At 64.7% G+C, this 19,872-nt stretch carries 20 protein-coding genes; 10 read left to right on the forward strand and 10 right to left on the reverse strand.

Going from position 1 to position 19,872, the window contains the following annotated elements:
* The first annotated feature begins 180 nt into the window (after nt 1–180).
* The gene (locus I6F28_RS09835; RefSeq protein ID WP_036015394.1) at nt 181–468 is read left to right on the forward strand and encodes an usg protein; all 288 of its coding nucleotides are present in this window, start codon (nt 181–183) and stop codon (nt 466–468) included.
* A 134-nt stretch (nt 469–602) separates the two neighbouring features.
* Here the strand turns inward: I6F28_RS09835 and I6F28_RS09840 are convergent, their stop codons facing one another.
* A complete protein-coding gene (locus I6F28_RS09840; RefSeq protein WP_225139797.1) occupies nt 603–2,732 on the reverse strand; it encodes an O-linked N-acetylglucosamine transferase, SPINDLY family protein in 2,130 nt (709 codons plus the stop codon).
* A 291-nt stretch (nt 2,733–3,023) separates the two neighbouring features.
* Here I6F28_RS09840 and I6F28_RS09845 point away from each other — a divergent pair, with 291 nt between their 5' ends.
* Nucleotides 3,024–3,551: a cupin domain-containing protein gene (locus I6F28_RS09845; protein WP_225139798.1), complete on the forward strand. Its 528-nt coding sequence runs from the start codon at nt 3,024–3,026 to the stop codon at nt 3,549–3,551.
* A gap of 151 nt (nt 3,552–3,702) precedes the next feature.
* Nucleotides 3,703–4,902 (forward strand): rhomboid family intramembrane serine protease, encoded by a 1,200-nt coding sequence (locus tag I6F28_RS09850; protein WP_225139799.1) that lies wholly within the window; start codon nt 3,703–3,705, stop codon nt 4,900–4,902.
* A gap of 120 nt (nt 4,903–5,022) precedes the next feature.
* Here the strand turns inward: I6F28_RS09850 and I6F28_RS09855 are convergent, their stop codons facing one another.
* Nucleotides 5,023–6,273, reverse strand: a complete 1,251-nt coding sequence (locus tag I6F28_RS09855) for a NupC/NupG family nucleoside CNT transporter (RefSeq protein ID WP_225139800.1) — start codon at nt 6,271–6,273, stop codon at nt 5,023–5,025.
* Between the two features lie 160 nt (nt 6,274–6,433).
* On the opposite strand from I6F28_RS09855, the gene I6F28_RS09860 reads away from it, so the two are divergent.
* A complete protein-coding gene (locus tag I6F28_RS09860; protein WP_036029811.1) occupies nt 6,434–7,672 on the forward strand; it encodes an MFS transporter in 1,239 nt (412 codons plus the stop codon).
* A 241-nt stretch (nt 7,673–7,913) separates the two neighbouring features.
* On the opposite strand, the gene I6F28_RS09865 is transcribed toward I6F28_RS09860, so the two are convergent.
* The 6 genes from I6F28_RS09865 to I6F28_RS09890 all read right to left on the reverse strand — a co-directional run bounded on the left by I6F28_RS09865 (nt 7,914) and on the right by I6F28_RS09890 (nt 13,537).
* Nucleotides 7,914–8,672, reverse strand: coding sequence for an SDR family oxidoreductase (locus tag I6F28_RS09865; RefSeq protein WP_008563019.1), 759 nt, complete (start codon nt 8,670–8,672; stop codon nt 7,914–7,916).
* 26 nt (nt 8,673–8,698) lie between these two features.
* Nucleotides 8,699–9,457: a proteasome-type protease gene (locus I6F28_RS09870; protein WP_036015360.1), complete on the reverse strand. Its 759-nt coding sequence runs from the start codon at nt 9,455–9,457 to the stop codon at nt 8,699–8,701.
* 192 nt (nt 9,458–9,649) lie between these two features.
* On the reverse strand, nt 9,650–10,057 hold the full coding sequence (locus tag I6F28_RS09875; protein ID WP_109143279.1) for a carboxymuconolactone decarboxylase family protein: 408 nt from the start codon (nt 10,055–10,057) through the stop codon (nt 9,650–9,652).
* Nucleotides 10,058–10,123: 66 nt separating this feature from the next.
* Nucleotides 10,124–10,972 carry a transglutaminase family protein gene (locus I6F28_RS09880; RefSeq protein WP_036015358.1) on the reverse strand — a complete coding sequence of 283 codons (849 nt, stop codon included), beginning with the start codon at nt 10,970–10,972 and terminating at the stop codon, nt 10,124–10,126.
* A 197-nt stretch (nt 10,973–11,169) separates the two neighbouring features.
* A complete protein-coding gene (locus I6F28_RS09885) occupies nt 11,170–12,114 on the reverse strand; it encodes an alpha-E domain-containing protein (RefSeq protein WP_036015356.1) in 945 nt (314 codons plus the stop codon).
* Nucleotides 12,115–12,118: 4 nt separating this feature from the next.
* Nucleotides 12,119–13,537, reverse strand: a complete 1,419-nt coding sequence (locus I6F28_RS09890; protein ID WP_036015353.1) for a circularly permuted type 2 ATP-grasp protein — start codon at nt 13,535–13,537, stop codon at nt 12,119–12,121.
* Nucleotides 13,538–13,815: 278 nt separating this feature from the next.
* Here I6F28_RS09890 and I6F28_RS09895 point away from each other — a divergent pair, with 278 nt between their 5' ends.
* The 3 genes from I6F28_RS09895 to I6F28_RS09905 are packed head-to-tail and all read left to right on the forward strand — an operon-like array spanning nt 13,816 to nt 15,803.
* Complete coding sequence (locus I6F28_RS09895) at nt 13,816–14,553, forward strand: competence/damage-inducible protein A (protein WP_225139801.1); 738 nt, start codon at nt 13,816–13,818, stop codon at nt 14,551–14,553.
* Between the two features lie 36 nt (nt 14,554–14,589).
* Nucleotides 14,590–15,117, forward strand: coding sequence for a xanthine phosphoribosyltransferase (gpt, locus tag I6F28_RS09900; RefSeq protein ID WP_036015348.1), 528 nt, complete (start codon nt 14,590–14,592; stop codon nt 15,115–15,117).
* A gap of 23 nt (nt 15,118–15,140) precedes the next feature.
* Nucleotides 15,141–15,803: a hypothetical protein gene (locus tag I6F28_RS09905; RefSeq protein WP_225132682.1), complete on the forward strand. Its 663-nt coding sequence runs from the start codon at nt 15,141–15,143 to the stop codon at nt 15,801–15,803.
* Nucleotides 15,804–15,828: 25 nt separating this feature from the next.
* Here I6F28_RS09905 and I6F28_RS09910 read toward each other — a convergent pair whose 3' ends face one another.
* Complete coding sequence (locus tag I6F28_RS09910) at nt 15,829–16,851, reverse strand: methionine synthase (RefSeq protein WP_225139802.1); 1,023 nt, start codon at nt 16,849–16,851, stop codon at nt 15,829–15,831.
* A gap of 118 nt (nt 16,852–16,969) precedes the next feature.
* Here I6F28_RS09910 and I6F28_RS09915 point away from each other — a divergent pair, with 118 nt between their 5' ends.
* The 3 genes from I6F28_RS09915 to I6F28_RS09925 all read left to right on the forward strand — a co-directional run bounded on the left by I6F28_RS09915 (nt 16,970) and on the right by I6F28_RS09925 (nt 19,380).
* Nucleotides 16,970–17,671, forward strand: a complete 702-nt coding sequence (locus tag I6F28_RS09915; RefSeq protein ID WP_225139803.1) for a glutathione S-transferase N-terminal domain-containing protein — start codon at nt 16,970–16,972, stop codon at nt 17,669–17,671.
* A 126-nt stretch (nt 17,672–17,797) separates the two neighbouring features.
* A complete protein-coding gene (locus tag I6F28_RS09920; protein WP_225139804.1) occupies nt 17,798–18,406 on the forward strand; it encodes a 2-hydroxychromene-2-carboxylate isomerase in 609 nt (202 codons plus the stop codon).
* A complete protein-coding gene (locus I6F28_RS09925) occupies nt 18,406–19,380 on the forward strand; it encodes an NADPH:quinone oxidoreductase family protein (RefSeq protein WP_225139805.1) in 975 nt (324 codons plus the stop codon). The genes I6F28_RS09920 and I6F28_RS09925 overlap by 1 nt, the downstream gene beginning before the upstream one ends.
* Here I6F28_RS09925 and I6F28_RS09930 read toward each other — a convergent pair.
* A complete protein-coding gene (locus I6F28_RS09930; protein WP_225114408.1) occupies nt 19,369–19,815 on the reverse strand; it encodes a hypothetical protein in 447 nt (148 codons plus the stop codon). The two genes, I6F28_RS09925 and I6F28_RS09930, sit on opposite strands and share 12 nt — an antisense overlap.
* Nucleotides 19,816–19,872: the final 57 nt, after the last annotated feature.

Consider the following 19,872-nt stretch of genomic DNA (forward strand, 5'->3'; position numbering starts at 1 on the left):
AGCACGGAGTCGTCTCTGCTGCTAAAGCATTGAATTTCAACAGCTTGTTAAACTTTTGGGCTTGAGATGAGTTGTCAGTTTGCGTCACATTTCTCTCATGTGAGCGCATCGTTTCCGGGTGGCTCCCCGGGGCACGGACCAAGCCACTCGCCGAATGCGCTCCTGCAAAGGAGGTTTGGCATGGGACTGCGCGTTGGGGGCGTTTCCGAGGAATTCCGGAAACAGATGCTGGGCTACGGGCTGACGACGGCACAAATTCTCTATCGGATGCCGGATCATCCCTCGCTGCTCCAGACCTATGTCTGGCAGAACTACGACATGTTTCCGAAATTCCCCGCGCTGACCGATTTCCTGGCGTTCTGGCAGGAGAAGCTCGACGGTCCCCTCCATTCGGTGACGGTGGCGCATTCCAAGCTGATCAAGCCGGCCGAGCTCCGCGCCGTTGACGGCGTGTTCCGCCTGCATTGAGGCCGCGTAGGGTGGATTAGCCTGCGGCGGCGCGACGCGCTGCCGCTGGCGTAATCCACCTCGCTTCTCTCCGCGTGCCGAAACAGAAACGGTGGATTACGCCTTCGGCTAATCCACCCTACGAGATCACGCAATCAGACGCCGCCGCTGCAATAACGCGTCCACATCGCGCGATAGGCCGCGTCCACCGCTCGTGCATATGAGATGGGGTTGGCCGCGGCCGTGGCGTTGATCGTTGCGGGCAGTTCGCGGCGCAATTTGTCGAGCTCGCCGGTCTCGGCCGCGCGACTGGCCGCGATCTCGACATAGGCCTCCTCGCTGTCGGCGACCCAGTCCGGCAGGCCAAGCGCGGTGAGGATGGCGCCGGCGGCGCGGCCGGGCAGGCTGTTGCCGAGCTTCGCCACCACGGGCACGCCCATCTGCAGGGCTTCCCATGTGCTGACGCCGCCGTTCTGCGGGAACGGATCGAGAGCAATATCGATGCGATTGAACGATGCCAGATGCTCGTCCCGCAACGTGGCCCCGAGCAGATCGACGCGTTCGGCCGGCAATCGGCAAGCCGCAAATCGCGCCAGCAGCTTGTCGCGGACGAGTTGATCGTCGAGCGCAACATCCTTGATCAGGAGGCGCGAGCCCGGCACCCGTTCGAGGATACTGGACCAGACTGCCGCGGCCTCGTCCGAGATCTTGCTGATGCGGTTGAAGACACCGAAGGTGACGAAGCCGTTCGAGAGTGCCGGCGTCTTGCCCTGCGCAATCCCGGCCGGCAGCGGCGCCAGCGTCACGAAGCACGGCAGGTCGACCACCGTCTCTGCAAACAGATGCCGAACGTCGTGCGGAATCCCGACCGGATCCGAGAACAGATAATCGATTGTCGGCAACCCGGTGCCGGTGCCATGGCCCCAGCCGTGCGCCTGGATCGGTGCCGGCTTGCGCGCAAATACGCCGAGGCGGTTTCCTCTGGTATGGCCGGACAGATCGATCAGGATATCGATGCGATCGTCGCGAATCTGGGCGGCGAGGCGATCGTCGCTCCATTGCGAGGCGTCACGCCAGCGATCGGCGATGCCTTGAAATTCGCGTGTCGTCGCGTCCACTTTCGCCGAGCACGAGTAGCACACGATCTCGAACTGGGCGCGGTCATGGTGTTGCAGGACGGGCTTGAAGATGAACGCAGCCGAATGCGCGTTGAAGTCCGACGAGACGTAGCCAAGCACCAGGCGGCGATCCGGATCGCGGCCGTTGTCATGCGGTGCCGCCGCTTCTGAAGCGATTTTCGCGCCGATCCGCTCCCACCATACGCGTCGCGCCTGCTGATGCCGCTCGACGCTGGCGTCCGGCACAAAATCGAGCGTGAAGATCTTGCTCGAGATCGCGCTCTCGAGATCGGGCCTGATATCGAGGGCTCTGTCGAAACTGGCGAGGGCTTCGTCTACCCGGCCTAGTCCGGCAAGACAAAGGCCCAGTACCAGATGAGCCTGATCGGAATCGGGCGCGATCGCGAGCGCCTTCTCGCAATCGGATAGTGCCTGGGCCACCTGCCGGCTCTGAAGCAAGACATTGGCGCGCCAAAGCCATCCGTTCACGTCGTCAGGGGCGAGGGCGATTGCCCGGTTGCAATCCGCCATGGCCTCGTCGAATCGCTGCAGCTCCCGGAGTGCCACGGCGCGGTTCGCCAGCGCCGCCGCATAGTCGGGCTTGATCGCGAGCGCGCGGTTCAGGCTTGCAAGAGCCTTGTCGTAGTTGCGCAGACGGCAGAGCGTGGAGCCGCGGCCGTTGTGGGCTTCGGCGAGGTTTGCGTCGACGGCGAGCGCCCGATCGTAGCTGTCGAGCGCTTCCTGGTAGCGATCCAGGGCCGCGCTCGCGTTCCCGAGATTGGAGAGAGCGAGGGCGTAGTTGGGCCGCAAGGCGAGCGCCTTGCGATAGCTCTCGCGGGCATCATTGTGACGTTTCAGCCCGTTCAGCGCGACGCCCAGGCTCATATGGGCTTCGGCCGATCGCGGATCGACGACAACCGCCCGGCTCAGCAGGCTCTCGGCCTGCTGATAATTCCCAGCATCGGACTCCAACGCGCCGAGCATATGCAGCGCGATGAATTGATTGGGCGCGATCTGCAGGAGCTGGCGATAGGCAGCCTTGGCCCCGGGCAAGCGTCCCTTCTTGTGCAACTCGAGCGCTTGCCCGAGCAAGGGCAGCACGTCGGCCTTTTGCCGCTTCTGAAGCCGGGCATTCTGAAATGCACGCTGACCGACATTGCTGCCCATGAATCAATTCCCCCGGATGTCCCGGGCGAGACTAGTTCAGCGCGAGAACGAAGACGAGACGACCCCAGCCCGACGCGCCAGCTTGGGGCAAGCTACGATCCGATACGGTGATCGCGTGATTGGCCTCAGCCTCTTACCCTCCAGGGGAGGGTCCTGGAGGGGGAGGGTGACAGCGCGGATGCGGCACTACTCAACACGACCAGCTCTGCGATTGCTGCCTCGCCCACGACTGGATAAGCTGACCTGCAAGCCATACCGCGCGACGGCGGCTCAGAAACAGGGAGGCAGACAATGGCCAAGCAAAAGGCATCGAGGCCCGCATTGAAGACCGCGGTGAAGAAGTGGAGTGGCGCCAAGGCGGCGGCGCGATCCTCGGCACGCAAGGCCGTGAAGGCGAAGGCGCGCACTGCCGCTGCGAAAAAGCCCGCACGTCCGAAGCAGCGCATCGCCGTCAGCCATCACCGCGAGGAAGACTTCAAGGCCGACGGCCTGCGCGCCTACGCGAAGTATCGCGATCTCGGCATCGGCGAGGCGACCCATGGCCTCGCGCAGGCGCATGTGATCCGCCTGCAAGGTCCCTGCAACCCGGCCGAGGTGTCCAAGCTCCACTATCACGACGTCGAATTCCAGATGGTCTACGTGCTCAAGGGCTGGGTGAAGACCTATATGGACGGGCAGGGCGAGACCTTGATGCAGCAAGGCAGCGCCTGGACCCAGCCGCCGAAGATCAGACACATGATCCTGGACTATTCGGACGACGTGGAGCTGCTGGAGGTGATCCTCCCCGCTGAGTTCAAGACGGTGGAGCTGAAGGCGTAAGCGCAACTCTCGATCGCTAAAATGCGGTCGATCCGAGAAACCGGGCGGTCAGCAATCGGGATGATTTCGGCCGCCCCGCAAGCCTGGTGCTAACCAGTCGAAAATACCTCTCGCGTCAACTCAAGGCTGTGTCAACGCGGGAAATGCTTTCATGGCGACCAACACTTTTGGCCGACGCGGCACCGTAGCGCCAGCTCCAAGAGCATCGTTTCAAGCCGCCGCCGCGCCGGTCGCGATAGAGAAGCCCTCGTCCAGCGAGGAGACGCTTTTTGCCGACAACAAGCTTCTGGCCGACATCCCCTTCCTCACCATAGGCCTGATCTTCGGTCTGGTCCTGATCTTCGTTCTGCAGCGTAGTCTCGCCATCGACATCGCGCGGGACGGCGACATTGATGTGCGCTCGCTGATCGCTCAGGGCGCGTCCGGCTACGATCTCGTCGTCGGACGGGGGGAGTGGTGGCGAATCGGCCTTGCGCCGCTTCTGCATGGCAGCGGGTGGCACCTCGTGAGCAATTGCGTTGCGCTGTTCATCGTCGGCGTCAGGCTGGAGTCGCTGATCGGCCGCGGCTGGTTTGCTTTGATCTTCGTTGCCAGTGCATTGGCCGGAGAGGCCGGCTCGCTGCTGGGCAACGGTCCCGGCACGGTCGGCGTCGGTGCGTCCGGCGCCATCACCGGGCTGATCGCCGCGCTGTTCGTGGCGAGCTTCGATCCCGAAGCGGACGCCGATCAGACCATATCGAGGCTGAAGACGTCGCTGTTCTTCGGTGTTCCCGCACTGCTGCCAATGGCCTTTGGCGCTTCCGGCAACGTCAACTATTACGCCCACGCAGGCGGTGCGGTGGCCGGCGCCGCGCTCGCCGTCACGCCGTGGCTCGCCTTCTGGTCCTATGTCAGCCTGCCGCGGAGTGCGAGCATGACCTTGCTGGCAGGATCCATCGGATCTCTCATCTGCGCCGGCTTCGCCGCCGCGCATTATTCGGCCTACATGGCCGATGCCGCGCACTATATCCGCGCCTCGGAAGTGCCGATGAAGGGCGACGAGATGGCCAGCCGGTCGCTCGATCTCGTTAGCCGCTACCCGAAAGACGCGCGGGCTCACGTCTACCGTGCTGTCTTCTTCCTGGAACAAGCGGATATCAATGCCGCCGAGAGGGAAGCGCAAACCGCCATGTCGCTCGCAGCTTCGGACGTGGCGGGTGGGCCGGTGCGCTCCGGGGCGCAGGGCTTGATAGCGGTGTTGCTGTGGGTGCAGGGGCGAACCAGCGAGGCAAAGGCCATGGCGGCCGAGCCGTGCCGTTCCAAGGTGCCTGAGGTGCGTCGCATCCTGCAGAAGTCGAAATTGTGCGGTTGAGGCAAAGATTCTCGCCGCCGTCATTGCGAGGAGCTCTTGCGACGAAGCAATCCAGACTGTCTCCGCGGACGCATGTCTGGATTGCTTCGCTTCGCTCGCAATGACGCGTGGAAAGAGAGCCTACGCCAACACCCCCACCACCGCTCCCATCAGGCACGTCGTGAGCGTCCCCGACACGATCGACTTCAGCCCCAGCGCATTGATCTCCTCGCGCCGCTCCGGTGCCATCACCCCTAAGCCGCCGATCATGATGCCGAGGCTGGCGAAATTGGCGAAGCCGCACATCGCATAGAGCATGATCAGGCGCGAGCGCGGATCGAGCGTATCGGGCGGCAGCTTCGAGAAGTCGACATAGGCGATCAATTCGTTCAGCACGGTCTTGGTGCCCATCAGGCTGCCGGCGGTGATCGCTTGATCCCACGGCAGCCCCATCAGCCAGCACACCGGCGCCATGACGAGGCCGAGCAGCCGCTGCAGCGAGATCGCGGCGCCGCCGACGTGCGGGAGCAGGTCGAGGATTGCGTTGACGAGATAGACCAGCGCCACCAGCACCAGCAGCATCGCGACGATGTTGATCAGCAGCTCGATGCCTGCGCTGGTGCCTTTCACGATCGCGTCCATCGTGCTGGCGACCTCCATCTGCGGATCCTCCAGCGCGCCGCCGGTGCGCTTGTCGGAGGTTCCAGGGACCATGATCAGGCTGACCAGGATCGCCGCCGGCGCGCTGAGCACCGAGGCGATGACGAAATGCGCGGCGGCGTCGGGAATGAGCGGCGCCAGCAGAGTCGCATAGAGCACCAGCACGGTGCCGGCGATGCCGGCCATGCCGCCGGTCATGACCAGGAACAACTCGCTGCGCGTCATCTGTGCCAGATACGGCCGCACGAACAGCGGTGCCTCGACCATGCCGAGGAAGATGTTGGCGGCGGTCGAAAGCCCGACGGCGCCGCCGACGCCGAGGGTGCGCTCCAAGAGCCAGGCCATGCCGCGGACGATCGGCGGCAGCACGCGCCAATAGAACAACAGCGTCGTGAGCACGCTCATGACCAGCACGATCGGCAGTGCCTGGAACGCCAGGATGAAGTCCGCGCCTGGCGCCTTCAGGTCGAAGGGCAGGGGTCCGCCGCCGATATAGCCGAACACGAAGGCGGAGCCGGCCCGCGAGGCCGCCGAGATCGCGCCGACCGCCTCGTTGATGGCGCCGAAGGCATGGGCGACGACCGGCAGCTTCAGCAGCACGAGGGCGGTGACGAAGGTCGCGGCAAGGCCGATCGCCGCCTGGCGCAGCGACACCGCGCGACGATTTTCCGCCAGCGCGAAGGCGATCAGCAGCAATGCGAAAATGCCGAGTGCAGATTGCAGGCGCAGCATGATGTCTCAAGCCCCTCGATGATTATGGCCGCCCATGCGTTGCAAAGGCAATGCCGGGAGCAGCCGGGAACGACCAGTGTTGACAAGCGGGGCCACCTCGGCCACCCCGGGGGCCTTCGATATCGAGGGAAAGAGCGGTCCGAGCGTGACCGAAGAGGCGATGCCAGAGCAGCCAATATCCGGACATCGACCGGTCACCGCCGGTGAGCTCCTCCGCCATCCCGCTTTCCTGTTCTTCCTGCTCTCGCGCAGCCTGTCGCGCTTCTCCAGCCAGATCGCGGCCGTCGCGATCGGCTGGCAGATCTACGATCTCACCGGCTCGGCGTTCGACCTCGGGATGGTTGGTCTCGTCCAGTTCCTGCCCACCGCGCTTCTGGTGTTCGTCGCCGGCCACGCCGCCGATCGCTACGAGCGCAAGCGCGTCGTCCAGCTCTGCCAGCTGGTGGAGGCCGCGACCGCGCTCTATCTCGGGGCCATCACCTATCTCGGCGCGGTCAGCGAAGTGCAGATCTTCATCGCGACTTTCCTGCTCGGAATCGCCGGCGCGTTCGAGAGCCCGACCACGGCGGCGCTGCTGCCGCTGATCGCGCCGCAGGGCTCGCTCCAGCGCGCCACTGCCGTCTCCAGTGGGGCGGCGCAGGTCGCGACCATCACGGGACCTGCGCTCGGCGGCATCGCCTATGCGGTCGCCCCGCACCTTGCCTATGCCGTGATGGTCCTGTTCTGGGTCTTGGGGATGATCTTGACCGGCTTCATCCGGCCGCGCCCGCAGGCGATCGCGAGGGAGGGGATGGACTCGGACAACATCTTCGCCGGCGTCCGCTTCATTCGCAGCAACCCGGCGATCCTCGGCACCATCTCGCTCGATCTGTTCGCCGTGCTGTTCGGCGGCGTCACGGCGCTGCTGCCGATCTATGCCCGCGACATCCTCCAGACCGGCCCGGTCGGGTTAGGCGTGCTGCGCGCCGCGCCTGCGGTCGGTGCCTTGCTGATGACCATGGTGCTGGCGCGCCACGCGATCTCCCGGCATGTGGGCCTTCGCATGTTCCAGGCCGTGATCGTGTTCGGCCTCGCCACCATCGTGTTCGCGCTGTCGTCCTGGATGTGGCTGTCGGTGCTGTCGCTTGCAATCCTCGGTGCGGCCGACACGATCAGCGTCGTGATCCGCTTTTCGCTGGTGCAGCTGTCGACGCCCGATGAGATGCGCGGCCGCGTCGGCGCGGTGAACTTCCTGTTCATCAACGCCTCGAACCAGCTCGGCCAGTTCGAGAGTGGAGTGGCAGCCGCGCTGCTCGGCGCCATGCCTGCCGCCGTGCTCGGCGGCGTCGCCACCGTCGCAGTGGCGCTGCTCTGGATGAAGCTGTTTCCAGCCCTGCGCAAGGTGGAGAGCCTGGAGTAGGCGCTCCGCTCTCTCAACGTCATTGCGAGGAGCTCGCGACAAAATTGCGTAGCAATTTTGCGCTGGTGCGACGAAGCAATCCAGAATCTCACCGCGGCGGCAGCCTGGATTGCTTCGCTGCGCTCGCAATGACGATTGTTGAGATGGCGTGGAGACTTAACTCGCGTCACGCCCGCGGCCCGGCAGCAGCAGGCGCCTCTTGACGCCTACTGTGCATGGGGTTGTTTTCGCGCTTTTTTGTTCAGCCCCGCCCGACGAACGGCATCTTGGTCGCCATAACCGTCATGGTCAGCACGTTGGCATCGAGCGGCAGGCCGGCCATGTAGGCCACGGCATCGCCGACTGCTTTCGCGTCCATGCGCGGCTCGTGCTTGGTGGTGCCGTCGGGCTGCAGCACGCCGGGGCCGTTGACCATGCGGTCGGTCATCGGGGTTGCGGCATTGCCGATGTCGACCTGGCCGACGGCGATGTCATACATGCGGCCGTCGAGATTGCTGGCCTTGGTGAGGCCGGTGATGGCGTGCTTGGTCGAGGTGTAGGCCGCCGAGAATGGCCGCGGCGCGTGCGCCGAGATCGAGCCGTTGTTGATGATGCGGCCGCCGCGCGGGGTCTGATCCTTCATGATGCGGAAGGCGTGCTGGGTGCACAGGAACGGGCCGGTGAGGTTGGTGTTCACCACGGCCTGCCATTGCTCGAGGCTGAGATCCTCGAAGTTGACGGCCGGCGCGCCCATGCCGGCATTGTTGAAGAGCACGTCGAGCCGGCCGTAGGTCGCCTTCACCTTGTCGAACAGCGCGGCGATGGAGTCCGGCTTGGTCATGTCGGCGGTGACGCAGAGGCTTTTTCCCGCGGGACCGAGCTTTGCCGTCTCCTCGAGCATGTCGAGCCGGCGGCCTGTGAGCACCACGGTGAAGCCGGTGTTCATCAGCGCCAGCGACGCCGCGCGCCCGACGCCGGTGCCGGCGCCCGTCACCAATGCGATCTTTTTCGCTTCACTCATCGTTTCCTGCCTTTTCTCTTCTGCTGTCAGGTTTTGGGTTCTTTGTCGTTCTTGTAGGGCGGGCGCGGAATGTTCTGATGCGCCGCGCGCAAGGCCGCCGACCAGCGCGAGCGCAGGTCGTGGAAATAGGGCTCGCCTGCCTCGATGCGGTGGTTGAGATCGGCCTCGCAGGCATCGTTGCGCACCACCAGCACGTCGATCGGCAGGCCGACGCCGAGGTTCGAGCGCATCGTCGAGTCCATCGAGATCAGGCCGGTCTTCAGCGCCTCATAGAGCTCGACGTCGTAATGCATGGCGCGGTCGAGCACCGGCTTGCCGTATTTGTGCTCGCCGATCTGCAGGTACGGCGTGTCGGTGGTGCACTCGATGAAATTGCCGGCGGTGTAGACCATGAACAGGCGCATCCGCGCGCCCTTGATCTGGCCGCCGAACAGAAAGGAGACGTCGAAGGACACGTCCTCGGATTTCAGCGCCGGCCCTTCGGTGGCATGCACCGCCCGGATCGCCCGGCCGATGCGCTGGGCGGCCTGGAACATGGTCGGCGCGTTCATCAGCGTCTCGATCTCGCCCGTATTGGGATCTTCGAGGCCCTCGGTCAGCGTCGACAGCACCGACTGGCTGATGGCGAGGTTGCCGGCGCTGGCGATCGCCATGATGCGCTCGCCGGGCTTGGAGAAGATGTGCAGCTTGCGGAAGGTTGAGACATTGTCGAGGCCGGCATTGGTGCGGGTATCGGCGATCATCACCAGACCGTCCCGAACCAGGATTCCGCAGCAATAGGTCATTTCCAGTCCCCGAACGCGTTTGCGCGGAATTACTAGCCAATTTCAAGGGCCACTCCAACCCCCGATTAAGCCCGTCATTCCGGGGCGCGACGAAGTCGCGAGCCCGGAATCCATTCCTCCACCAACTCTGCGACCAGATGGATTCCGGGTTCGCGCTACGCGCGCCCCGGAATGACGGTGCGAGACGGCAAGCTAGTCAGCTGCGTCGACCAGAAACGCCTCATCAACCGGCACGCCGAGCGCCGTCACCAGCCGGTTGGTCTCCGCGGCCATGCCGACGATGGCGAGCAGCTCCCCATATTCGGCCTCACTCATGCCCTTGGCCCGTGCCGCGGCCGTGTGGGAGTGGATGCAATAGCTGCAGCCATGCGCGATCGACACCGCGACGTAGAGCATTTCCTTGACCTTGGGATCGAGCGCGCCGGGAGCCATCACCTCCTTGATGCTCTCCCAGGTCCGCCGCAGCGTCTTCGGATCATGCGCCAGCGCGCGCCAGAAATTGTTGACGAAGTCCGATTTCCGCACCTTGCGGATATCGTCGAAAACGGCGCGCGCTTCGGCCGAGAGTTCATCATCCGAAAGTAGTTTCACAGTCGCCATGGCTACCTCGCGGGTCTGATCCGATCCCGCGATTGTAGCATGCCGAATGTGTTCGGCTGGCGGCTCCTAGCTCTGCCGCTGGGATTGCGATTGCGACTGCCCGCCGCGGCCGGCCTGTTCGACCTTCACCGCCACCGTCAGCGTTTCCGTGCCGCCGCCGTAGCGCGTGCCGCGCACCGGGGCCGCGCCGAGATAGTCAAGCCCGATCGCGAGGCGGACATGCGCGTCGGTGGCGCAGATGCTGTTGGCGGGATCGAAGCCGACCCAGCCGAGATCGGGCACGTAGGCCTCTGCCCAGGCATGGCCGGCGTCCTGGTGCACCGTGTCGTCCGCACGCAGGAAATGTCCGGAGACGAAGCGCGCCGGCACGCCGCCGGCGCGGGCGCAGGCGATGAAGATGTGCGCGTAGTCCTGGCAGACCCCGCGCTTGAGTGTGAACGCCTCCGCTGCGGACGTGCCGCTGTTGGTGGGGTCCTCGTCGAACGTCATGTGATCGGTCACCTGCGTCATCAGCGTGTGCAGGAAGCCCAGCGTGTCGCTCTCGGCCTCGCTGCGCAACTGGCGCGCGACCGCCGTCATCGCCGGATTGACCGAGGTGAGGTCGGTGACGCGCAGGAACATGCCGGGGGGAAAACGCTCGTCGCTGCCGCGCAGCACGCCGCCGGTGTCGTGAGTCTCGATCAGCCCTTCGGCAATGATCTGGATGTCGCCGACCGGCCCGCAGGACAGCACGTGGGTGACGTTGCCGAACGCGTCCTCATGCATGTCGAGCTTGGTGTCGGTGGAGACGTCGATCTGCCATTCCGCGACGTATTGCCCGTCATGGCTGCCCGGCGTCATGCGCAGGATCTGGATCACGCTGGTGGCCGGCGGCTCGTAGCGATAGGTCGTGGTGTGCTGGATTCGCAGGCGCATGGTGGACCGTGTCGTTTGTTGTAAGGCGTGACTGCCGTCGCAAAGAAGCTCGTCATGCCCGGGCTTGTCCCGGGGCATCCACGTTCTTCCTCGTCGCGCAAAAGCAAGAACGTGGATGGCCGGGACATCTAGCGCGAAGACGCGCTTCGCGCTCTTGCCCGGCCATGACAATATCCCCTGTCGTCAGTCGAGCGACATTAGATCAAATACTGCTTCGTGATGATTTCGCCCAGCCTGGAATTGTCCGCGATGAATTCCTGAATGAATTCATGCACGCCATGCTGGAAAATGTCGTTCATGTTGCTGTGTTCCAGCCGGTTGCGGATGCCGCGGGCGTGGCGCTGGGCCGGGCCCTGGCGGCCATAGGCGACGCCGATCTGGTCGAGGTTGCGCACGAGGTTGCCGTAGCAGCTGGCGAGCGAGCGCGGCAGCGTGTCGTTGAGGATCAGGAGGTCCGCGATCAGCCAGGGCTTCAGCGTCTCGCGATAGACCCAATGATAGGCTGTCAGCGCCGAGACCGAGCGCAGGATCGAGCTCCACTGGTAGAAGTCGAGCGGCCCGCCGACATGCTCCTCCTCGGGCAGCAGCACGTGATACTTCACGTCGAGGATGCGCGCGGTGTTGTCGGCGCGCTCCAGGTGCACGCCCATGCGCGAGAACCAATAGGCGTCGTTGCGCAGCATGGTCCGATAGGCCGAGCCGTCGAAACGCAGCGAGGTCTCCTGCACGAAGCGCAGGAATTTTGCCAGGTCCTCGCGCGTCGAGGTGCCCTTGCTCCACACCGCCTGAAGCTCGATCCAGGCCGAGTTGATGGTGTCCCACATCTCGCTGGTGAGGGCCGTGCGCACCGAGCGCGAGTTCAGCCGCGCCGCTTCGATACAGTTTCGGATCGAGGACGGGTTGTTCTGGGAGAACGAGAGATACTCGACGACGTTGTGCTCGTTGGCTTCCTCATAGGCCTGATAGAAGCTCGCGGCGACCCCGGCCGTGAGCAGCGCCGAATCCCATTCATTGGTCTTGCCGATATAGGCGGCGGGAAGCGCGGTGACGCGCAGCGTCGCATCGATGGTGCGCGCGAGATATTCGGCCCGTTCGACGTAGCGGGCGAGCCAGTAGAGGTTTTCGGCGGTACGCGACAGCATCTCTCTACTCGTCCAGAATCCAGGTGTCCTTGGTGCCGCCGCCCTGGCTCGAGTTCACCACCAGGGAGCCTTCCTTGAGCGCGACGCGGGTGAGCCCGCCCGGCACGATGGTCGTGCTCTTGCTGCCCGTGAGCACGAAGGGGCGAAGATCGACGTGACGTGGAGCGAGGCCCGACGCCGTGCAGGTCGGGCAGGTCGAGAGCGCCAGGGTCGGCTGGGCGATGAAACCTTCCGGCTCGCGCTTGAGCTTGTCGCGGAACGCTTCGATCGTCGCCTTGGTCGCGGCGGGGCCGATCAGCATGCCGTAGCCGCCGGAGCCGTGCACTTCCTTGACGACGAGCTCACTAAGATTGTCCAGCACATAAGCGAGGTCCTTCGGCTCGCGGCAGCGCCAGGTCGGCACGTTCTTTAGGATCGGCTCCTCGCCGAGATAGAATTTCACGATGTCGGGCATGTAGGAGTAGATCGCCTTGTCGTCGGCGATGCCGGTGCCGACGGCGTTGGCGAGCGTGATGTTACCGGCCGCGTAGGCCGACATCAGTCCGGGCACGCCGAGCACCGAATCGGGACGGAAGGTGAGGGGATCGAGGAAGTCGTCGTCGACGCGCCGATAGATCACGTCGACCCGCTTCAGCCCTTCCGTCGTCCGCATGAACACTTCGTTGTTCTTGACGACAAGGTCGCGGCCTTCGACCAGCTCGATGCCGAGCTTGTCGGCGAGGAAGGAGTGCTCGTAATAGGCCGAATTGTAGACGCCCGGGGTGAGCAGGGCGACCGTCGGCTCGCCGGAGGCGCTTTGCGGCGCGACCGAGCGGAGCGCTGCGAGCAGCTCGTCCGGATAGCGCTCGACCGGCGCCACCCGGTGGCGGGCGAACAGATCCGGAAACAGCCGCATCATGATCTCGCGGTTTTCCAGCATGTAGGACACGCCCGACGGCGTGCGGGCGTTGTCCTCCAGCACGATGAAGTCCTCGGCGTCGACCCGGACGATGTCGATGCCGGCGATGTGCACGTAGACGTCGTGCGGCACCTGCTGGCCGTTCATCTCGGGCCGGAACACCGGGTTCTGGAAGATCAGATCGTCGGGCACGATGTCGGCGCGGAGGATGTCGCGGCCGTGATAGATGTCGCGCAGGAACATGTTGAGCGCGCGCACGCGCTGCTTCAGGCCCTTCTCCAGCCGCGCCCATTCCTTGCCGGACATGATCCGCGGAATCACATCGAAGGGGATCAGGCGCTCGGTGGACTCGGAATCGCCGTAGACTGCGAAGGTGATGCCGATCCGGCGGAACAGGAGCTCGGCCTCCTGGCGGCGATATTCGAGCGCCTCGGGAGGCGTCTCCTTGAGCCAGCGCGCCAGCTCCTGATAGGCGGGGCGGAGGTCCCCGCCGGGAATGTTCATTTCGTCAAACGCGACTGCCATAGATCCCGACTTGTCTCCCCAGGCGTTGCGCCATGCGCCAGGTCGCGTCAGCCTTGATGAGACCGCAACGTCCTGTGGCCATGCGTCAACAGTGCATGACTTTCATGTGGTAGCAAGGGCCGGGCCAGCGCGATAAGCATGGAGAGGGGGCATTTGCCGGCGACGGCCGGCGGCGTGCCTGAAAAAATGGCTGAAGACTGCTTATTTCAGAAGCAAAACCGCGTGACTTCAACGCGTTACCTCGGCAAAGTCGGCGTCACAGGTGAGGGACTTAAGGCATGAGCGAGATCGTCACGGCGGGCATTCTGGTCATCGGAGACGAAATCCTGTCCGGCCGGACCAAGGACAAGAATATCGGCTTCATCGCCGAATACCTGACCAATATCGGCATCGACCTGAAGGAGGTCCGCATCGTCTCCGACGACGAGCCGGATATCATCGCTGCACTGGATGCATTGCGGCATCGCTACACCTACGTCTTCACCACGGGCGGCATCGGGCCGACCCATGACGATATCACCGCAGATGCCGTCGCCAAGGCGTTCGGCGTCGGGATCGACCATCATCCGGAAGTGGTCGCCCGCTTTCGCGAGCGCTGGAGCGAGCAGGACCTCAACGAGGCCCGACTACGCATGGCCCGCATTCCCGAGGGCGCCGAGCTGATCCAGAGCGCGACCATCCTCGCCCCCGGCTTCAAGATCGGCAACGTCATCGTCATGGCCGGCGTGCCCTCGATCATGCAAGCGATGATGGACATCGTCTCGCCCAAGCTGAAGTCGGGCGTGCGCATGCTGTCGGACTCCGTCCGTGCCAATGCGCGCGAGGGCGACATCGGCGGGCCGCTGCGGGCGATCGCTGCCGCCCATCCCGACACCATCATCGGCAGCTATCCCTTCATGGACGAGGAGCAGAAGCCCAACACCAATCTGGTGGTGCGCTCGCGCGATCCCGAGAAGCTCGCGGCGGCAATGGCCGCGGTGAAGGAAATGCTGGCGGGATTGAACGTCAACCGCTAGCAGGGAATTGCCGGACGAGATTGCAGGAGACAGGCGATGGCTGGTGAAGCACCGGAACTGAGTGCGCAGGAGCGGGCAGGCAAGGCCTTCCCCGTCTCGTGGGACCAGTTCCACCGGGATTGCCGGGCGCTGACCTGGCGGCTCAACGAGGTCGGTCCGTTCCATGCGGTGATTGCGATCACCCGCGGCGGCCTGGTGCCCGCCGCGATCGTGGCGCGCGAGTTAGGGGTGCGCGTCATCGATACGGTCTGCGTCGCCAGCTACGACCACAACAAGCAGGGCGAGCTCCAGGTGCTCAAGGGCATTTCCGAGGCGACAATGACGCTCGGCGGCGGCACCGGCAAGGGCCTGTTGATCGTCGATGACCTCGTCGATACCGGCAAGACCGGCAGGATGGTGCGCGAGATGCTGCCCGATGCGCATTTCGCCACCGTCTACGCCAAGCCGATGGGACGCCCGCTGGTCGACACTTTCATCACCGAAGTCTCGCAGGACACCTGGATCTTCTTCCCCTGGGACACAGCACTGTCCTACCACCCGCCGCTGCGCGACGGCGCGGCGTGACCAGAGCGAATGGCGAGTAGCGAATGGCGAGTAACACCGACCCCATTCGCCATTCGCCATTCGCCACTCGCCCCCTCCAGAACCGAGTCACGCCCACCGGCGACATCATCGCCACCCCACACCGCGGCCTGTTCACCGGCAATCGCGGCATCATCCACGATCCCGCGACGAAGACGCTGTTGAAGAAGCGCTGGTCGACGCCGGCCTGGATCACATGCCTGTGCGAATTCCGCGGCTGGCGGCGGCCGGTGATGGCGCGGCGGAGCTGGACCGAGCTGTTCTTCCTCGACGAAGCCACCGCCTTTGCTGCCGGACATCGCCCATGCTTCTTCTGCCGGCGTGACGATGCCAACCGGTTTCGCGCGGCATGGGAGAGGGGAAACGGCGCAAGCAAGGTGAGCGCAAAGTCGATGGACGCAAAGCTGCACCTGGAGCGTCTGGATCACGGCCGTAAGCGCCTGCACCCACTGCGAGGGCCGCTCGCAGACTTACCCGATGGCGTGATGGTGCAGCAGGGCGAGCAGAGCTATCTTGTGACGAAAGGCCGGCCGCTGCTTTGGTCGCCAGCCGGCTATGCCCGTACCGAGCACGAACTGTCGAGTGCGATGCTGCTGACGCCTCCATCCACATTACGGGCGTTCAGCGCCGGATATCGACCGGCGTTGCATCCGACCGCTCCGGACTAGCCGAGCGACCTGCGGATCACCGCCATCACCCCAGCCTCTCGCGCGCCAGCGCCGCGCCGGCGCCAAGCGCCACCAGCTTGGCTTCGGCGATCTCGCGCCGCATCGGCGCCATGCCGCAATTGGTGGTGGCGATGATGTTGCTCTTGGGCACGAATTGCGACACCGCCTCGATCACCTTCACGACGTCCTCGGCCGTCTCCACCGTGTCGCTGGCGACGTCGATGACACCGGCCTGCACGATCTTGTTCTTCAGCAGCGCGAGCAGGTCGAGCGGCACCTTGGAATTGCGGCACTCGATCGCGACCTGCTGGATCGGGCTTGCGTCGATGGCCGGAAAGATCTGCTCGTATTGCCGCCATTGGCTGCCGAGCGTCTCCTTCCAGTCCGTATTGGCCTTGATGCCGTAGCCATAGCAGATGTGCACGGCGGTGGCGCAGGTGAGGCCCTCCGCGGCGCGCTCCAGCGCCTTGATGCCCCAATCGTTGACCTCGTCCATGTAGACGTTGAAGGCGGGCTCGTCGAACTGCACGAGGTCGACGCCGTCGGCCTGCAAGGCCTTGGCTTCCTCGTTCAAGAGCTCGGCGAAGGCAAAGGCCATCTTGACCCTGTCGCCATAATAGCGGTCGGCAATGGTGTCGATGATCGTCATCGGGCCGGGCAGGGTGAATTTCAGCTGCTTCCTGGTGTGCGTGCGCGCGACGCGCGCCTCGAAGGCATGGACGCGGTCCTTCAGCCGCAGCGGCGCGACCACCTGCGGCACCATCGCCTTGTAGCGGTCTTTCCGGATGCCCATCTCGACCTTGTGGGCGAAATCGATGCCCTCGATCTTCTCCAGAAAGCCGTGCACGAAGTGCTGCCGGGCCTGTTCGCCTTCGGTGACGATGTCGATGCCGGCGTCCTCCTGGATCTTCAGCCAGATCAGCGTCGCATCGCGCTTGGCGCGGGCGAGCTCGTCGCCTTCGGACTTCCAGGGCGCCCAGAGCATGTTCGGCTCGGCGAGCCATTCCGGCTTCGGCAAGGAGCCGGCGATCGTGGTTGGAAACAGCATGGCGGCCCTCCCGGCGGGTTGTTGCGCCCCTTCCTGCCATGTCCTAACGTCGAGGTACAGAACAACAAAAGTCGTCATTGGCTGGCGGCAGCGATAGGGACGGCGCAAGGGAAGGCCCATGATCGACCTCTATTACGCGCCGACGCCGAACGGCTGGAAAATCTCGATCATGCTGGAGGAGCTCGGGCTTCCCTATCGGGTGATCCCCGTGAACATCCGCGCCGGCGAGCAGTTCAATCCTGAGTTCCTGGCGATCTCTCCGAACAACCGCATTCCCGCGATCGTCGACCACGAGCCCGCTGATGGCGGCGCGCCGTTCTCGGCGTTCGAGACCGGCGCGATCCTGATCTATCTCGCGGAGAAGACCAGCCGCTTCCTGCCCGCCGATTGGCGCGGCCGCTCCAGCACGATCCAATGGGTGATGTGGCAGATGGCGGGCCTCGGGCCGATGCTCGGTCAGCACGGCCATTTCGCGCTCTATGCGGCCGAGAAGATCCCTTACGCAATCGAGCGCTATCGCGACGAGGCGGCGCGGCTCTACGGCGTGCTCGATTGCCAATTGGCCAGGACCGGCGCCTATGTCGCCGGCGACTATTCCATCGCCGACATCGCCTGCTTCCCCTGGACCATGACCCACAAGGCGCAGGGTTTTACGCTCGACGACTATCCCAATGTGAAACGCTGGTATGCCGAGGTCCGGGCAAGGCCGCAGGTGCAGGCGGGGCTTGCGATCGGAAAATTCGTGAAAGAGCCGTTCGACGAGGAATCACGCAAGATCATGTTCGGGCAACGGGCTAAGGAAGTGCTGGGAAGGAAGTGACTCGTCATTCCGGGACGCGCGAAGCGCGAACCCGGAATCCATCAGGCAGCGTACCGAGAGGCGAAATGGATTCCGGGCTCGCGCCAAAGGGGGCGCGCCCCGGAATGACAGCAAAAAGGAACCCCCATGATCGAATTCTTCTTCGACTGCTCCAGCCCCTGGACCTATCTCGCCTTCCACAACATCCAACCGCTCGCCAAGGAGTTCGGAGCCGACATCACCTGGCGGCCGATCCTGGTCGGCGGCATCTTCAATTCGGTCAATCCGAGCGTCTACGCGCAGCGCGAGAAGCCGGTGCCGCTGAAGGCGCGCTACATGAAGAAGGACCTCGCCGACTGGGCACGTTCGGCGGGTCTTGCCATCAAGATGCCACCGACGGTGTTCCCGGTGAACAGCGTCAAGGTGATGCGCGGCTGCCTCTGGCTCGGTCAGGACATGGTGCCGTTCGCGACATCAGTGTTCGAGGCCTATTGGGGCGAGGACAAGGACATCTCGCAGGACGCGGTGCTTGCGGAGATCTGCAGGAGGGTCGGCATCGACGAGCAGAAGTTCTTCGCCGGTATTGCCGAGCAGGGCATCAAGGACCAGCTCAAGGCCAATACCGAGGAGGTCATCGCGCGCGGCGGCTTCGGCTCGCCGACGATCTTCGTGAACAAGACCGACATGTATTTCGGCAATGACCGCCTGCCGCTGATCCGCGAAGCGCTTTTGCGCAGCAAGGCGAGCGCGGCCTGATGGTGCGCGCCGTCGTCTGCCGCGAACTCGGCGCGCCCGAGCGTTTGCTGTTGGAGGAGTTTCCGTCGCGCGCGCTGAGGCCGGGCGAGGTGCGCGTCGCCATCCGCGCCGCCGGGCTGAACTTCCCCGACGTGCTGATGGCCGCCGGCGAATACCAGCTCAAGCCGGAGCTGCCGTTCACGCCGGGCATGGAAGCGGCCGGCGACGTCACCGAGGTGGCATCGGAGGCAAGCGGCGTTGCCGTCGGCGACAAGGTCATCGTGAAGATGCGCTTTGGTGCCTTCACGGATGAAGCGGTGGTGATGCCGTCGCAGCTCACTCCCATGCCGTCCACCTTCGACTATGCGGAGGCTGCCACCTATCTCGCCGGCCACGGCACGGCCTATCACGCGTTGATCGATCGCGGCCGGGTCACGCCCGGCGAGGTGCTGCTGGTCCACGGCGCCGGCGGCGGCGTCGGCCTTGCCGCCGTCGAGATCGGCAAGATGCTGGGCGCGACCGTGATCGCGACCGCCTCCAGCGACGAGAAGCTCAGAATCGCGAAATCGCGCGGCGCCGATCATCTCATCCGCTACGACCGCGAGCCGTTCCGCGATGCCGTCAAGCGCATCACCGACGGCCGCGGCGCCGACGTCGTGTTCGACCCCGTCGGTGGCGAGGTCTTTGAAGACTCGATGCGCTGCATCGCCTGGGGCGCGCGGCTCCTGGTGATCGGCTTCACCGGCGGCATCGGCTCGGCCAAGACCAATCTGTTGCTGATCAAGGGCGCCAGCGTGCTCGGCGTACGCGCCGGCGAAGCGGTGCGGAAGAATCCTGCGCTCGGCGAGGTCCGCCTGAAGGCGCTTTTGCAATGGGCGGAGGAGGGCAAGCTGCGCCCCAACGTCTCGCACCGCCTGCCGCTTAAGGACTATGCGAAGGCGATGCGGTTGTTGCTCGACCGCAAGGCGATCGGACGCGTTGCGCTACTGATGTGACGTCCGCGCGACGGTGTCGCGGCCGCCCGGCGCGTAGCCGAGGCAAGTCCGCACGATCTGGCCGCAGACGGCGTCACGCGCATTTCCGATGTCGGTATTCCCGGCATATTGCACCTCGGTGACCTTGCCGCGAGCAAAGCGCAACTGCACGCGACAATAGCCCGAAGGCGCCTGGCCTCCGATATTCAGGCCGGGCGGAAGCGTGAGCGTGGGCGGCGCGATGCCGCCGGGAGGGCTCGCCGCGTGCTCGTACATCCAGATCTCGCCCGAACCGTCCTTGGCGGTTCCGGCCGGCAGGCCGGCGCACATGCGGATCGCCGACTGGTCGAGACCGATCAAGCTGGCTCGTCCGCGCTGCGCCCACTCGGCGTCCTGCTCGGCACAGCCGGCAAGGACGAGTGGCGCGAGAGCCGCCATTCGCAGGCAAAGTTGCATCGGCATCGCTTCCCTGTGCGATGCGAACGATAGCGCAAGGTGGTTTTGCGATGCAGC

Origin of the sequence: Bradyrhizobium sp. NBAIM14, assembly GCF_020193895.1 — a bacterium.
GTDB lineage: Bacteria > Pseudomonadota > Alphaproteobacteria > Rhizobiales > Xanthobacteraceae > Bradyrhizobium > Bradyrhizobium yuanmingense.

Excerpts from the sequence above, each read along its gene's own strand:
- I6F28_RS09860 (WP_036029811.1), top strand. The coding sequence starts at position 6,434 with ATGCCAGAGCAGCCAATATCCGGACATCGACCGGTCACCGCCGGTGAG.
- I6F28_RS09905 (WP_225132682.1), top strand. The coding sequence starts at position 15,141 with ATGGCGAGTAACACCGACCCCATTCGCCATTCGCCATTCGCCACTCGC.
- I6F28_RS09840 (WP_225139797.1), bottom strand. The coding sequence starts at position 2,732 with ATGGGCAGCAATGTCGGTCAGCGTGCATTTCAGAATGCCCGGCTTCAG.
- I6F28_RS09865 (WP_008563019.1), bottom strand. The coding sequence starts at position 8,672 with ATGAGTGAAGCGAAAAAGATCGCATTGGTGACGGGCGCCGGCACCGGC.
- I6F28_RS09910 (WP_225139802.1), bottom strand. The coding sequence starts at position 16,851 with ATGCTGTTTCCAACCACGATCGCCGGCTCCTTGCCGAAGCCGGAATGG.
- I6F28_RS09870 (WP_036015360.1), bottom strand. The coding sequence starts at position 9,457 with ATGACCTATTGCTGCGGAATCCTGGTTCGGGACGGTCTGGTGATGATC.
- I6F28_RS09845 (WP_225139798.1), top strand. The coding sequence starts at position 3,024 with ATGGCCAAGCAAAAGGCATCGAGGCCCGCATTGAAGACCGCGGTGAAG.
- I6F28_RS09835 (WP_036015394.1), top strand. The coding sequence starts at position 181 with ATGGGACTGCGCGTTGGGGGCGTTTCCGAGGAATTCCGGAAACAGATG.
- I6F28_RS09895 (WP_225139801.1), top strand. The coding sequence starts at position 13,816 with ATGAGCGAGATCGTCACGGCGGGCATTCTGGTCATCGGAGACGAAATC.
- I6F28_RS09875 (WP_109143279.1), bottom strand. The coding sequence starts at position 10,057 with ATGGCGACTGTGAAACTACTTTCGGATGATGAACTCTCGGCCGAAGCG.
- I6F28_RS09925 (WP_225139805.1), top strand. The coding sequence starts at position 18,406 with ATGGTGCGCGCCGTCGTCTGCCGCGAACTCGGCGCGCCCGAGCGTTTG.
- I6F28_RS09880 (WP_036015358.1), bottom strand. The coding sequence starts at position 10,972 with ATGCGCCTGCGAATCCAGCACACCACGACCTATCGCTACGAGCCGCCG.
- I6F28_RS09855 (WP_225139800.1), bottom strand. The coding sequence starts at position 6,273 with ATGCTGCGCCTGCAATCTGCACTCGGCATTTTCGCATTGCTGCTGATC.
- gpt (WP_036015348.1), top strand. The coding sequence starts at position 14,590 with ATGGCTGGTGAAGCACCGGAACTGAGTGCGCAGGAGCGGGCAGGCAAG.
- I6F28_RS09850 (WP_225139799.1), top strand. The coding sequence starts at position 3,703 with ATGGCGACCAACACTTTTGGCCGACGCGGCACCGTAGCGCCAGCTCCA.
- I6F28_RS09930 (WP_225114408.1), bottom strand. The coding sequence starts at position 19,815 with ATGCAACTTTGCCTGCGAATGGCGGCTCTCGCGCCACTCGTCCTTGCC.
- I6F28_RS09885 (WP_036015356.1), bottom strand. The coding sequence starts at position 12,114 with ATGCTGTCGCGTACCGCCGAAAACCTCTACTGGCTCGCCCGCTACGTC.
- I6F28_RS09890 (WP_036015353.1), bottom strand. The coding sequence starts at position 13,537 with ATGGCAGTCGCGTTTGACGAAATGAACATTCCCGGCGGGGACCTCCGC.
- I6F28_RS09915 (WP_225139803.1), top strand. The coding sequence starts at position 16,970 with ATGATCGACCTCTATTACGCGCCGACGCCGAACGGCTGGAAAATCTCG.
- I6F28_RS09920 (WP_225139804.1), top strand. The coding sequence starts at position 17,798 with ATGATCGAATTCTTCTTCGACTGCTCCAGCCCCTGGACCTATCTCGCC.